This is a genomic window from Sphingorhabdus sp. Alg239-R122 (assembly GCF_900537065.1).
Taxonomy (GTDB): domain Bacteria; phylum Pseudomonadota; class Alphaproteobacteria; order Sphingomonadales; family Sphingomonadaceae; genus Alg239-R122.
On sequence record NZ_UNRC01000006.1, the window covers coordinates 28,452 to 42,150 of the forward strand.

Here is a 13,699-nt window from a genome sequence, read left to right on the forward strand (position 1 = left end):
GTGGCGGCGCGGCGTGGTGCGCTACCTGTTGCGGATGACTGCAACACCAATCGATCCGAAAGACGTGTTTCTGTTGACAGGGGGCGATTCCAGCCTAGCCGTGCATGCGCCTGTCGGAGGCATGCCGCAGATAGTCTATTGGGGTGCGCGGCTGGAGCCGGATGCGGATATGTCTGCGCTTGTATCACTGACCACACGGCAGAACGCGCAGGGCGGGGCGGATACTGTCGTTCCATTGAGCCTGTCGTGTGAAAGCGGGACCGGTTTTGCTGGCCCCACCGGATTTGACGGGCATCGTGACGGCCATGACTGGGCACCTGTATTTCGTATCATGGACGTACAGTCGGATGGGCAAAGGTTGGATATCCACTGCGCCGATGACCTATGCGGTATTGGCGTGCTTTATGTTGTCGCAGTGGATGCACATAGCGGTGTTCTGACAGCCTGGACGCGCTTCACCAATACCGGTGATATGCTCCTCACAATTGACCGGGCCGCTGCGCTTTGCCTGCCGTTGCTGCATGGTATGGATGACATCATCCATTTTTCAGGCCGTTGGGCGCATGAGTTCCAAAGCGAGCGGCAGCGGTTGGGCCAAGGCGGTTTTGTTATTGAAAACCGGCGGGGCCGCACTTCGCATGATAGATTTCCCGGCGCAATATTCTGTGCGCCGCAGACACATGAACAGGCGGGGCCATGCATAGCCGTGCATCTGGGGTGGAGCGGCAATCATATGCTGCGCGCGGACCGGCAGATGGATGGGCAGGTTGTGATACAGGCAGGCGAAAAACTGTTTCCCGGCGAGGTGCAACTGAGCGCGGGCGAGGCATATGAAACGCCGCCTGTCTATGCCTGCTACGTTGCATCAGGCCTGTCGGATATTTCGGGCAGGCTGCATGAATTTTACCGTACGCGACTGGCAGATAAGCGTGTCTTGGGCAAGTCGCGGCCTGTGCATTACAACACATGGGAAGCAATTTATTTTGCGCATGAACCCGGCAAGGTGATGGCACTTGCCGGCGCGGCTGCGGAAATGGGTGCGGAGCGGTTCGTGCTGGATGATGGCTGGTTTCTGGGGCGGCGCGGTGATGCGGCGGGGCTGGGTGACTGGCAGGTGGACCGGTCTGTCTATCCGGGTGGACTGAAGCCTGTGATTGACCATGTGCACGGCCTGGGGATGGAATTCGGGTTATGGGTAGAACCGGAAATGGTAAATGCGGATAGCGATCTGTACCGCGCGCATCCAGACTGGATATTGTGCATACCGGATGTGGAACAGGTGCCATTTCGCAATCAATATGTGCTTGACCTGACCCGGAGGGAGGTCAGCGATAATCTGTTCGGTCAAATTGATGCGCTGCTTCGTGACAATGCCATTGATTATCTCAAATGGGATATGAACCGCGATATCAGTCATCCGGGCGGCGACGGGCGTGTGGTCGCTGGAGAACAGGTGCGTGCGGTCTATGCCTTGATTGAACGGCTGCGCACTGCGCATCCTGAGGTTGAAATTGAAAGCTGCGCGAGTGGCGGCGGGCGCGCCGACTATGGCATATTGGCGCATACTGATCGTATCTGGACATCGGACAGCAACGATGCGCTTGACCGGCAGGCGATTCAGCGCGGCGCATCGCATTTCTTTCCGCTGGAAGTGATGGGCGCGCATGTCGGACCTGAGGTGTGTCATATCACGCGGCGCACTTTGTCGATTGAGCTGCGCGCCGCCACTGCGTTGTTCGGGCATATGGGTGTGGAAGCCGATATCACGCGCATGTCCGAACGTGAAAAAGTTGTGCTGGCAGATGCTATCGGGCTGTACAAGGCGAAACGGGACCTGTTGCATAGCGGGCAATTTGTTCGCATCAATGCCGCGGATTGGCAAAATATTATCGGTGTGGTGGCGAAGGACAAGGCATCGGCGCTGTTCTCCTATGCGCAGATCGGCAGCATGCCGGAAACCTTGCCGGGCATGCTGCGCTTTCCCGGGCTTGGTGCTGCGCGGCACTACCGGCTGAAGTGCGTCTGGCCCATCCAGCCCCATACTCCGACGCCGCATCGGCTTGAAAATTCCGCGCTTATGGGCGAAGGCATCGTGGCCAGCGGGGATATACTGATGAAGGTCGGACTGCAGCTGCCGGTGCTGTTCCCCGAAAGCTGTATCGTGCTGGAGATTGAGGCTGTTTAAGCGATATAGCGCGTGGCTGGGAAATCCTGTGCCATGGCGGCTTTCCATTTTTCCAGTATATCCACCGGTACGCAGGCGACGATACAGCCGCCGAAACCGCCGCCCGTCATGCGTGCACCCATCGCACCGTGCTGGCGGGCTGCTTCGACAATGGCATCAATTTCGGGTGTCGTGATTTCAAAATCATCGCGCATGGATATATGACTCGCATCCATCTGCGCACCAAATGCCGCCATGTCACCTGCACATAAAGCGCCAATAGCGGCCAACACGCGGCGGTGCTCGCTATGGGCATGGCGCGCGCGTTTACGCTGCACCTCGGGCAGGCACTCTATCGCGGCCACCTGTGCTTCATTCAATTGGCACAGCGAATCGGCACCCAGCGCGGCTGCTGCGTCTTCGCATTCCTGCCGCCGCTCGGCATAGCGGCCCTCATCCAGCTTGCGGATAATGCCCGAATGCAGTACCGCGAAATGATGATCGTCAGGCAGCGTGATGAGCGTATGCGCGAGCGTATCGGTTTCAAGAGCCAGTGCCTGTTTCTCGCTCGCAATCGCCACTGCCATCTGGTCCATGATACCGCAGGGCACGCCAATATATTCATGCTCGACCTGCTGTGACCATCGTGCGATATCGACATCCGCCACATGCTGCCCCGCATGTTCCGCCAGTGCTTTGAGCACTGCCACTGTGACGGAGGCAGAGGAAGACAGACCTGCGCCGCCCGGGACACTGCTGTCCACCGCAACGCGCATCGGATTTTTGATCAGTCCATTCTCTGCACCCTTGGCGAGTGCACCTGCGATATAATCAGACCAGTGCCCATCAAAGGCGGTATCAATGCCGCGCCGAACCGCTTCGCCATATTGCGCCGAGTAAATCGCATGACTGCTATCATCCGATGGCCCCACGGCAACATGTGTGGCGTTTCCTATCGTGGTGGGCAACACCATGCCGCCATTATAATCTATATGCTCGCCAATCAGGTTGACCCTGCCATGCGCCATGGCGCTGGCGGTGGGCGCAGCGGCGAATATAGCGGCATAGGTTTCGTCTATCACGACAGTTCCCGCAGCGCACATGCCACATCTTCGGGTGCGACATCTACCGTGAACAGCCCTGTCGACTGTTCCACCGATGCCAGATATTTCACCTTATCGGCAGAGCGCAGTAGCGGATAGAATTGTGCCGTGAAATGCCAGTTATCGTGTTTTCCTGCTGGCGCGGCATGCAGGCTGAGCATATAGGGACATTCACGCCCGAAAAATGCATCATACTGCCGTGTTACATCGCCCAGAAGATGCGCGAAGCCGGAGATTTCGGCATCGTCCATGTCCCAGAGCCCGGTGCGGCGCTGTGTAGGTGCGATCCATATTTCATAGGGGAAGCGTGCAAAGGGCGGGGCAAAGGCCAGCACGCCCGATTGCTCGGCCACGCCATATGCGCCTTGCCAATCCTGCATATGCGCCGCGAGGTCATATCCGCTTGCAAATGCCTCTGCCGCCTTGCGCTGCACTTCCGGGACGATTGAAAAAGCATAAATCTGACCATGCGGATGGTGTAGTGTTACGCCCACTTCCTCACCGCGATTTTCAAATGGCAGAACATAGGCAGCACCGGCTCCATAAAGCTCCCGGTAACGATCAATCCATGCATGGACCAGCAGTTCGCGGCGCTCCTGCGACAATGTGGCCAGGCTGCCCGTACCTTCCTTTGCATATACCACCACTTCGCATCGGCCGGTTGCAGGGGCGGTCTGCACGCCTGCGGGGGCACCTATTTCGTGCGTTTCATTTTCGCCTAGTCCGCTAAAGCTGGGAAAACGGTTTTCAAATATCGCCAGCTCGAAATCGGCAAACGGTATTTCGGTGGCATTGCCGCCCGGCAATGTAGGGGACAGCGGATCATCCACCGTTGATGGCTTGAAGGTCCGGTTCTGTCGCCCACTGGCATAAACAGACCAGTCCTGCCTGAGCGGATGGTAACGCAGTTCAGCCTCTTTTGGCCCACCAACCAGCATGTCTTCGGCAATTCTCCCGTCATGCGGGCGATAGCCATAGAGCATCACATCACGTCTATCCGGTTTTACCAGATGCCGCCGGTGAATCATCTTCCCGCGGGGTGCATGGTCCAAGATATCCTGCCGATCATTCATGGGCATAGACAAAGAGGGTAACGCGCCGGTTTTCAAGCTATTTATGCTTTCAGGGTTTTTATACGCTTTCGCTGCACTGCAACATAACGCTATGCAAGTGGTCGCTTTGCCGCTATAGCGCTGATATGCAATCGCGGGCGCAAGCGCCGTCCTTTCACAGAATCGCGATATATTTTTTTAGGCGCCCTCCGGTGAGACATTCCGGCTGGCCATATATTTACTGGATTTTCATGCCTTTTTCGAGCCTGCCCGCCACCATAGCCGCTGCCCTTACCGAGCGCGAATATGCCAAACCCACCGCAGTACAGGCCGCCGTGCTTGAAGCTGAGGCTGATGGCCGCGACATGATCGTGTCGGCGCAGACCGGATCAGGCAAAACTGTTGCTTTTGGCCTTGCCATTGCGGCGCAGCTGCTGGAAGAAAGCGGCAATTTCCCGTTTTTGCGCGAACCGCGCGCGCTGATTATCGCGCCGACGCGTGAACTTGCACTGCAGGTCAGCCGTGAACTGGGCTGGCTGTATAAACAGGCGGGCGGGCATATCGCCACCTGTGTTGGCGGGATGGATGCATCGAAAGAACGTCGCAACTTGCGCCATGGCGCGCATGTGGTGGTCGGAACGCCGGGACGCTTGCGTGACCATATTGAACGTGGCGCGCTCGATCTGTCGAATCTCAAAGCCGTTGTGCTCGATGAGGCAGACGAGATGCTCGACATGGGTTTCCGCGATGATCTGGAAGAAATTCTTGACGCCACGCCTTCGGAAGAGCGCCGTACGTTGCTGTTTTCAGCCACTATGCCGAAACCGATTGTGCAACTAGCCAAACGCTATCAAAACGATGCGCTGCGCATTTCCACTGTCGGTGAAGATCGCGGGCATGGCGATATCAGCTATCAGGTTGTCACCGTTGCCCCAGCCGATACGGAAAACGCGGTCGTAAACCTGCTGCGTTTCCATGAAGCCGAATCGGCGATGCTGTTCTGCGGCACACGCGAAGCTGTTCGCCGACTACACAGCTCGCTGGTTGATCGCGGCTTTAGTGCGGTGGCGCTATCGGGCGAGCATACACAGAGCGAGCGGAATCAGGCGATGCAGGCGCTGCGTGACAAGCGTGCGCGAGTGTGTGTGGCAACCGATGTGGCCGCGCGCGGACTGGATCTGCCCAGCCTGTCGCTGGTGATCCATGTGGAAATACCGCGCGATGCAGAGACATTGCAGCACCGTTCGGGCCGTACCGGGCGCGCAGGCAAAAAGGGCACAGCGGTGATGGTTGTGCCATATCAGCGGCGCAAGAAAGTCGAGCGGATGCTGGGCGGTGCGAAGATCAAGGCGGAATGGATGGAGGCGCCCAGCCGCGCCGATATCCGCAAGAATGACAGTGAGCGCCTGATGGCAACTTTGCTGGAACCGGTTGAGGTCGATGAGGAAGATAAGGCGCTGGCACAGCGTTTGCTGGCAGAAAAAAGCGCCGAGGATATCGCCGCCGCTTTGGTGCAGGCGCACCGTGCCAAAATGCCGGCGCCAGAGCAGATGCTCGACCGCGGACAGGCGCAACAGGAGCGTGGGCAACCGCGGGCCGGGTTTGAGGACACAGTCTGGTTCAAAATGGATGTCGGCCATAATCAGCGCGCCGATGCCCGCTGGATTTTGCCAGTGCTGTGCCGCCGCGGCCATATTACCAAAAATGAAATCGGTGCGATCCGTATTGCCGCGAACGAAACGTATTTTGAGGTACCGCGCAAGGTGTCTGCCAAATTCATCGATGCTCTTGGCCGGACCGAAGGCGCGGGCAATGATGATACCGATGATATCAATATTGTGCAGTTTGAAGGCAAACCCCGCGACCTTGCCAAGCAGAACCGCAAGGGCGGCTTTGGCGGTTCCAGAGGTGCTGGGCCAGGAGGGGGGCGGCGTGATGGCGGCGGTGGAGGCTATAAAGGCCGGGGCGGCAAATATGCACCGCGCAGCAAGGAAGACGGCTTCAAAAAGCGCGGCGGAGACTTTAAGAAACGCGATGGCGGGTTTAAAAAAAGCGGCGATGCTTTCAAAAAGCGCGACGATCGTGATGCGAAGGCCGGTGATTTCAAAAAGCGGAGCAGCGACAACCCGCGCGGTGATTTCAAATCGAAAGCCAATAACGGTCCCGCCAAACTGAAACCAAAATATGGCGGCAAACCCAAGGGCAAGTCCGGCGGAAAGCTGGGCGGGCGTCCTCCTTTTAAAGGCAAGGGCGGTTTCAAAGGCGGCAAAGGCCCGGGCAAGAAATAATCACGTATAAAGCCGTGCCGGTTTGTCCGCACTATGCCGTACTATGATGGTCCAAATATATCTCACTCTAGCGTGATGTTGCTCTGGTCTTTGATAGCCCCTGCCCAGGCCCACCCGCCAAATGTTTCTGAAACGGCGATGATGACGTGATTATCACCCTGTTTCAGATCTAGCCCCACAGAGTCAAAAAAACCGACCGTGCCCAGAAAGCGGTAATCCCGCACACGCCATCCGGCATTGCCGTAATAGATGCGTTTGCCATTTAGGTAGATGCGCACCCGGTCGGAATAGCCAAAGCGCAATTCGTTCATCTGTTCGATGTTCGAAGTGACTTTCAGGTGCACGAAAACTGTGCCGCTATTATCCAGTCGCCGCGATATTTTTGACAGGTTGGTAATGCCATTGGTCTCTGTGTCCAGTGACTGCCACGACAGGTCGGCGAAATCGGTAGCATCAACAGACAGGGCATCCCTGACCCTGTCTTCATGGAAGACTGATGAAACCTTCCATATCTTTACAAGGCCTTCGGGAAGTTCCGCAGATGGTTTTGCGGTTCCGATAACCCCTTCCCCTTCTGCCAGAGGGCGTATCACGACGTTGGAAAAATATGTCGGCCCTGAGCCGCGACCCGAGCTGCGCAGGGTGACTTTTCCAGTGGCAATATCGGTTTTCAGGTCGGGAATGTGCAGCACAGGCGCGCTGGAATTGAAATAGATATCGGCACTGTCCCCCTGCACGACTATTTTGACACGGTTCCAGTCGTCAAACTTTTGTGAGACGGGGCCAGTGGCATTGGTATCCGAAAAAATCTGCCACGCACTATTGCCATTTTCAACTGGCGTATATTGCAATGCATCCGGTTTCTTGTTCAGGTGTCCGCGAAAGTACATTTCCTCATATCGGCTATCATTTTGCGCGCGCCAGCCTGCACCAATGAAAATCTGTTGTTCCGCATAGGCGGTATCGAAGCTGATCACACCGTCGCTGAACACAATATCATCGGCCCATAACCTTCCGCCCGTTAGTTTAATAGCCTCACGCCCCAGATAGGTTTCCACCCCCGCTTCCTGTGCTGCGATGCGCCACGTCTGCCCCTGATATTCAATGGCTTTTTCCTGTGCATGCGCGGGAACGAGCGGAGCAAGGGAAAATAGTGTCAGGAAGAAAATGATGAAACGCGTCATAAGAAGTCTCCTGTCCAGCTGGATAGAGAGAAGCTTAATCTGCGGCGGGGCGTGAGTTATTGCAAAAAACGGCCAAGGCCCGCCTTTCTTTATACAGTGACTGGGGAGTGAGGCCGATCAGTGCTTTGAACTCGTTTATCATGTGCGCCTGATCGTGAAAGCCCGAGGCATAGGCCAGCTGTGCCCAATCGGGACTTTCCAGCTTGTCGGCATGCAGCGCAGTGCCTGTCACGCGCAGATGGCGCGCATAGGATTTGGGGGATTGCCCAAATGCACAGCTGAAGCGCCGCCGCAAATGCCGTTCGCTAATCTCCAAAGTGCGTGCAATGGCGCGCGTGCGTATCCGTCCACCACAGCGCCGCAGGATATCAAGAGCGGCATTTTCCGGGGTCTCGGCAAAAGACATGTTTCGGGAAAATTGGCGGATGTCGCTTGCCAGCGCGGCGGCCACATCATGGACGTGGCTCGCTTCAGCAGCCTTGAGAGAGGCAGAAAAATGTACTCGCATATCATATGCAATATCGAGAACATTGGGCATGTCATGACAGATATCCGTAGGTGAAAAGCCACATATACGTGCCGAATATTCAGGCTTGAGCCGAGCAGCGATCAACTCTTCACGCGGCTGCGGGATATACCAGTGCGCTGTATTTGATCCGCGGCAAATGACAAGCCTTGTGCCCGAAATATGCCCATCGCTGCCGTGCGTGCGCAGGATCGCCACACTGGGCTCACCATGGGGCAGAACGCGGTGTGGCTGCGGGCTCACATGATGGGCCTCGCTGATCCAGACCATATCCATGGCCGGTGAGATTCTTTCGGTTTCCCAGGCCTGATACTGGCCCAGACAATGTGTCGGGGCCGCGCTGTCATATATCGCCTTGTCGGCCATGGGCATGATTGGCATTCCTTTTGACGTTACGGCATCATATATATTTGAGCAGACATGGCAATTGCCGGAAATAATATCTTGATGTGATTGTATTGCACATGTATCACACTGCAATGTGATATCTAACGGAGTCGTGCCTATGTCCGCGCAATTAATTGAGAGAATAACCGCCATTATTGAAGATGGAGAAACCACGCGTGCTGGATTGGCACGGGCGGCGGGTTTGCATGCCAATTCGCTCAGAAGGTTGGGTGAGGATGACTGGAATCCTACAGCGGATACGCTTGGGAAGCTGGAAAACTTCCTGGCGCAGGATGCGGGTGCGGTGATGGCGAGTGCAGAGGAAATCATCAACGAGGCTCGTAACGGCCGCATGTACATATTGGTTGATGATGAGGACCGGGAAAATGAGGGTGACCTGATTATCCCCGCACAAATGGCCACGCCTGATGCGATCAATTTCATGGCGACGCACGGCCGCGGACTGATCTGCCTTGCCATGACCAAAAATCGTGTCGATGAGCTGGGCCTCAATATGATGACAGCGGATAACCGTGAGCAGCATCAGACGGCATTTACCGTTTCGATTGAGGCGCGCGAGGGCGTGACCACCGGTATTTCCGCCGCCGACCGCGCACGCACCGTGGCGGTCGCGATCGACCGGTCCAAGGGGCCAGACGATATTGTCGCGCCGGGTCATGTATTCCCGCTTCAGGCGCGCAATGGCGGCGTGCTGGTACGCGCCGGGCATACTGAAGCCGCGGTCGATGTCTCGCGGCTTGCCGGGCTTAATCCATCAGGTGTGATTTGCGAAATCATGAAGGATGATGGAGAGATGGCGAGGCTCGATGACCTGATCGGCTTTGCCCATAAACACGGTATGAAGATCGGCACGATCCGTGACCTTATCGCCTATCGCCTGCGCCATGACCACCTGGTTGAAAAACGCGCCGAGGCTGATCTGCAAAGTGAATATGGCGGCTTGTGGAAAGCAATCAGTTATTTCAACACGGCCACCGAAACCGAGCAGATCGTACTGCAAAAAGGACATATCAACCCCGGCAAACCGACGCTGGTACGCATGCATGCGCTGTCGGTCTTCAACGATGTGTTTGCGGCTGAAAACAAACAGTCGGGCATGCTGGCCGAATCGATGAAGATTATCGCTGAAGAAGGCGCCGGAGTCATCGTGATGATAAACCAGTCTGGCCCCAGCGCGCTCACCAATCAGGTGCGCAAGTTGGCGGGTGAAAAAGGCCCACCGATGGATCAGTTGCGCGATTATGGCGTTGGCGCGCAGGTGTTGGCAGAGCTTGGGGTGCAAGACATGACATTGCTCACCAATACCAGCCATGACCTGGTCGGGCTGGACGCCTATGGCCTGCGCATTGTAGGACAGAAAGCTGTACCTACCGGTCCCGATAGAGGCTGAGCTGCCCGTCGGCTGCCAAAAAAACGAATTTTTAAAAGGACAAAAACATGGCCCATTTCCTGATCGTGGAAGCACGGTTTTACGACCATCTCAATGATATGCTGCTCGAAGGTGCGCGTGACGCGCTGGATACGGCGGGGCATAGCCATGAAACGGTGACCGTGCCGGGCGCGCTTGAAGTGCCGGTCGCGATATCGCTGGCGATAGATGCGCAGAAATATGATGGCTTTGTAGCACTGGGCGTCGTGCTGCGTGGGGAAACCTATCATTTTGAGGTTGTGTCCAATGAAAGTGCGCGCGGCATCATGGCGCTGACGCTTGATGGTGCGGCCATTGGCAATGGTATTTTGACCGTTGAAAATGAGGCACAAGCATTGGCACGTGCTGACAAGATGCAAAAGAACAAAGGCGGTGAAGCTGCGATTGCGGCCATCAAAATGCTTGAGCTTGCAGACAGTTTTGCGGGACGATGAAACCCGGGCACATCAACCTGCTTGCACTTTCATGCTGATCCCATAGTGTTACCCCTTGCCTGTCAAAGAATATAACAGGGCAAAGGGGAGAAACATATGCTGAGCAGCGGCGACAGTGCGGTCCAGTTTGCGGTATTCATCGGATTGATGCTGCTGGTCGCGGCGCTGGTCTATTTCAAGGTGCGCGGCAAGGGTGCGGGTGAGGACGGATCTTCCAAGGAAGTATTCCTTGCCGGCGGCGGGCTGAACTGGTTTTTCATCGCAGGTGCGATCACGCTTACCAATCTGTCGACTGACCAGCTTGTCGGCATGAACGGCAATCAGATGCTGCTGCTGGCCTGGTGGGAGCTCTCGGCTATTGTCGGGCTTTCCATTCTCGCCTTTGTGTTTGTACCAATTTATTACCGTGCCAATTGCACTACAGTCACCGAACTGCTCGAAAAGCGCTATAACCAGCGGAACGTGCGCACGACAATTTCGGCACTGTTCCTGTTTGGCAATATTTTCGTCTACCTGCCCGCCGTGATTTACAGCGGCGCGCTGTTCATGCAGTCGCTGTTCGGGGTGGAAACCAGCGTAGTGGCGATTGCCGCGATATTTGCCGCTGTCGGTGCGGCGTACGCGATACTGGGCGGCCTGCGCGCGGTGGCGGTGCTCGATACCTATAGCGGCGTTGGCATATTGGCGCTGGCGCTGGCGGTAGTGTTCCTTGCGCTGCAGGCGGTTGATTTCGACATTGTCACCGGTGTCCCGGTGGAGCGGCTCAGCATGATTGGTTCCAATGACTCGCCAATTCCTTTTCATACACTCTTTACCGGCATGATCCTGATCCAGATATTCTATTGGAGCACCAATCAGAATATCACGCAAAAGGCGCTCGCCGCGCCGACAGTGAAAGAGGCGCAAAAAGGCGTCATGGCGGCGGCTTTTGTACGTTTCCTCATTATCCCCGCGATTGTCGTGGTGCCAGGTGTGGTGGCGTACAAGCTATTTGGCGATGTTGGTGACCGCGCCTATGGCATGCTGGTTGCCGAAGTGTTGCCCAGCTGGACCAGCGGCATGTTTGCAGCGATGATCGCGGCGGCAGTGCTCACCACATATTCGGCGATCCTCAACGCCACCACCACGCTGTACACGGTCGATATCCACAAACCATTCGTCAATGCGGATGCTAATGCGGCGCGCCTGAACCGCATAGTGGGCATCGCCGCAACGGTGCTGGCGGTTATACTGGTGCCGATCTATGCTGGCGCGGAAAGCATTATCAACCTGCTGCAGGAACTGAACGGCTTCCTGTCCATGCCGATCCTGTCGGTGTTTGTCGTCGGGCTGCTGTTTCGCGGCGTCGATGCGCGCGCGGCCATTACCGGGCTAGTCTGGGGCTTCCTGCTCTATGCATTCCACAATTTCGTGCTCTACCGTGAAGACGCGGTCTATGCGGGCGAAAATGTGTACCAGCATTTCGGTTTTGGCTGGCTGCACTATATTGACGTGATGGTGATCGTGCTGGTGACATCAGTGCTGGTCGCGCTGCTGGTTAACCGGATTGTCTATGGCGGCAATGCGACATTTGGCTGGCGCGGTAATGAAGGTGCAGGAGTGGTGACTGGTGGCTGAAACCATATTGGTAATTGATGAAGGTACGACATCTACCCGTGCCATGCTGTTCGGCATGGACGGCACGCCGCGGGGCAGCGCGCAAAAGGAACTAACCCAGCATTATCCTGCAGCGGGTCTGGTTGAACATGATGCCGAGGAAATCTGGCAGCATACATTGGCCTGTGCGCAGGAAATGGTAACCAAAGCAGGCGGGGTCGGGGTGATAGCCGCGATCGGTATCACCAATCAGCGTGAAACGGTGGTGTTCTGGGACCGGCGCACGGGCGCACCGCTCGCACCTGCGATCGTGTGGCAGGACCGGCGCACGGCGGAGGCATGTGATGCGCTGAAAGCGGCGGGGCATGAGGAAGCGGTGCAGGTCACGACAGGCCTGCTGCTCGATCCCTATTTTTCGGCAAGCAAGATACGCTGGGCGCTTGATAACTGGCCGCAGCTGAAAGAGGCGGGCGATAATCTGGCCGTAGGGACAGTGGAAAGCTATCTCGTTTACCGGCTGACGTTACAAAGTGGCGGAGCACGGCACGTCACCGACGCCACCAATGCGTCGCGCACTTCATTGATGGATATACAGCATGGTATCTGGGATGAGGGATTGTGCGAACTGTTTGGCGTCCCGCAGGATATTCTGCCTGCGATTGTCGATTGTGCGGGTGAAATAGGAATGACGGCGCCGGAGCTGTTTGGTGCACCTATTCCGATATGCGGCATGGCGGGCGATCAACAGGCGGCCACTATCGGCCAGTCCTGTCTGGAACCGGGTCAGACCAAGGCGACCTATGGCACGGGCGCGTTCGTGCTGACCAATTCAGGGCGCGAAATGCGAATATCAAGGCACCGGCTGCTTTCCACCATCGCGTGGCAGCTGGACGGCGAACGGGTATTCGCACTTGAAGGCTCGGTCTTTGTTGCCGGATCGCTGGTGCAGTGGCTGCGCGATGATCTGGGTCTGCTGAGCAGCGCGGCTGAGACAGAGGAGATGGCGCGCAGCGTTGATGATAATGGCGGCGTTTATCTGGTGCCTGCGCTGTCGGGTCTGGGGGCGCCGCACTGGCGTAGTGACGCGCGTGCGGCGATCAGCGGGCTGAGTTTTGCGACTGGAAAAGCGCATGTGGCGCGCGCGGCGCTGGAAGCCATGTCGCACCAGACATATGACCTCAAATCTGCCTTTGCTGCCGATGGCGTAGACTGGGCGGAACTGCGTATCGATGGCGGCATGGTCGCCAATGACTGGATGGCACAGGACCTGGCGGATATATTGGATGTGAAGGTCGAACGGCCCGCCTTTACAGAAACGACGGCGCTCGGCGCAGCGATGCTCGCGGCAGTGGGGGCAGGGCATTATGCTGATCTGGCGGAAGCTTCTGTTATGCGCGGGGGCACTAGAGAATTTAACGCGTCAATGGACGATCAAACGCGCCATGCAAGGATCCAAGGCTGGAACGATGCACTGGACAAAGCACTTGCCTGAATGAGCCTTATACGCATTAAAAA

General features: G+C 56.7%; 10 protein-coding genes. 6 read left to right on the forward strand and 4 right to left on the reverse strand.

Annotation, left to right across the window (positions count from 1 at the left end; all coding sequences use genetic code 11):
- Positions 1 to 34: 34 nt before the first annotated feature.
- Positions 35 to 2,185, forward strand: a complete 2,151-nt coding sequence (locus G6Q15_RS07660; RefSeq protein ID WP_164117396.1) for an alpha-galactosidase — start codon at positions 35 to 37, stop codon at positions 2,183 to 2,185.
- Here the strand turns inward: G6Q15_RS07660 and galK are convergent.
- Positions 2,182 to 3,246, reverse strand: coding sequence for a galactokinase (galK, locus tag G6Q15_RS07665; protein ID WP_164117397.1), 1,065 nt, complete (start codon positions 3,244 to 3,246; stop codon positions 2,182 to 2,184). The two genes, G6Q15_RS07660 and galK, sit on opposite strands and share 4 nt — an antisense overlap.
- Complete coding sequence (locus G6Q15_RS07670; RefSeq protein WP_205518120.1) at positions 3,243 to 4,340, reverse strand: galactose-1-phosphate uridylyltransferase; 1,098 nt, start codon at positions 4,338 to 4,340, stop codon at positions 3,243 to 3,245. The genes galK and G6Q15_RS07670 overlap by 4 nt, the downstream gene beginning before the upstream one ends.
- 230 nt (positions 4,341 to 4,570) lie before the next feature.
- On the opposite strand from G6Q15_RS07670, the gene G6Q15_RS07675 reads away from it, so the two are divergent.
- Positions 4,571 to 6,607 (forward strand): DEAD/DEAH box helicase, encoded by a 2,037-nt coding sequence (locus G6Q15_RS07675; RefSeq protein ID WP_164117631.1) that lies wholly within the window; start codon positions 4,571 to 4,573, stop codon positions 6,605 to 6,607.
- Positions 6,608 to 6,669: 62 nt separating this feature from the next.
- Here G6Q15_RS07675 and G6Q15_RS07680 read toward each other — a convergent pair whose 3' ends face one another.
- Positions 6,670 to 7,791 (reverse strand): hypothetical protein, encoded by a 1,122-nt coding sequence (locus G6Q15_RS07680; RefSeq protein WP_164117399.1) that lies wholly within the window; start codon positions 7,789 to 7,791, stop codon positions 6,670 to 6,672.
- Positions 7,792 to 7,825: 34 nt separating this feature from the next.
- On the reverse strand, positions 7,826 to 8,689 hold the full coding sequence (locus G6Q15_RS07685; RefSeq protein ID WP_164117401.1) for a helix-turn-helix transcriptional regulator: 864 nt from the start codon (positions 8,687 to 8,689) through the stop codon (positions 7,826 to 7,828).
- A 133-nt stretch (positions 8,690 to 8,822) separates the two neighbouring features.
- Between G6Q15_RS07685 and ribB the strand changes: the two genes are divergently transcribed.
- The 4 genes from ribB to glpK all read left to right on the forward strand — a co-directional run bounded on the left by ribB (position 8,823) and on the right by glpK (position 13,676).
- A complete protein-coding gene (gene ribB, locus G6Q15_RS07690; protein WP_164117402.1) occupies positions 8,823 to 10,115 on the forward strand; it encodes a 3,4-dihydroxy-2-butanone-4-phosphate synthase in 1,293 nt (430 codons plus the stop codon).
- 47 nt (positions 10,116 to 10,162) lie between these two features.
- Positions 10,163 to 10,588: a 6,7-dimethyl-8-ribityllumazine synthase gene (gene ribH / locus G6Q15_RS07695; RefSeq protein WP_164117404.1), complete on the forward strand. Its 426-nt coding sequence runs from the start codon at positions 10,163 to 10,165 to the stop codon at positions 10,586 to 10,588.
- Positions 10,589 to 10,684: 96 nt separating this feature from the next.
- Positions 10,685 to 12,205: an SLC5 family protein gene (locus G6Q15_RS07700; protein WP_164117406.1), complete on the forward strand. Its 1,521-nt coding sequence runs from the start codon at positions 10,685 to 10,687 to the stop codon at positions 12,203 to 12,205.
- Positions 12,198 to 13,676 carry a glycerol kinase GlpK gene (gene glpK, locus G6Q15_RS07705; protein WP_164117408.1) on the forward strand — a complete coding sequence of 493 codons (1,479 nt, stop codon included), beginning with the start codon at positions 12,198 to 12,200 and terminating at the stop codon, positions 13,674 to 13,676. The genes G6Q15_RS07700 and glpK overlap by 8 nt, the downstream gene beginning before the upstream one ends.
- Positions 13,677 to 13,699 lie beyond the last annotated feature (23 nt).

Excerpts from the sequence above, each read along its gene's own strand:
- G6Q15_RS07660 (WP_164117396.1), top strand. The coding sequence starts at position 35 with ATGACTGCAACACCAATCGATCCGAAAGACGTGTTTCTGTTGACAGGG.
- G6Q15_RS07670 (WP_205518120.1), bottom strand. The coding sequence starts at position 4,340 with ATGAATGATCGGCAGGATATCTTGGACCATGCACCCCGCGGGAAGATG.
- G6Q15_RS07675 (WP_164117631.1), top strand. The coding sequence starts at position 4,571 with ATGCCTTTTTCGAGCCTGCCCGCCACCATAGCCGCTGCCCTTACCGAG.
- G6Q15_RS07680 (WP_164117399.1), bottom strand. The coding sequence starts at position 7,791 with ATGACGCGTTTCATCATTTTCTTCCTGACACTATTTTCCCTTGCTCCG.
- G6Q15_RS07685 (WP_164117401.1), bottom strand. The coding sequence starts at position 8,689 with ATGCCCATGGCCGACAAGGCGATATATGACAGCGCGGCCCCGACACAT.
- ribB (WP_164117402.1), top strand. The coding sequence starts at position 8,823 with ATGTCCGCGCAATTAATTGAGAGAATAACCGCCATTATTGAAGATGGA.
- ribH (WP_164117404.1), top strand. The coding sequence starts at position 10,163 with ATGGCCCATTTCCTGATCGTGGAAGCACGGTTTTACGACCATCTCAAT.
- G6Q15_RS07700 (WP_164117406.1), top strand. The coding sequence starts at position 10,685 with ATGCTGAGCAGCGGCGACAGTGCGGTCCAGTTTGCGGTATTCATCGGA.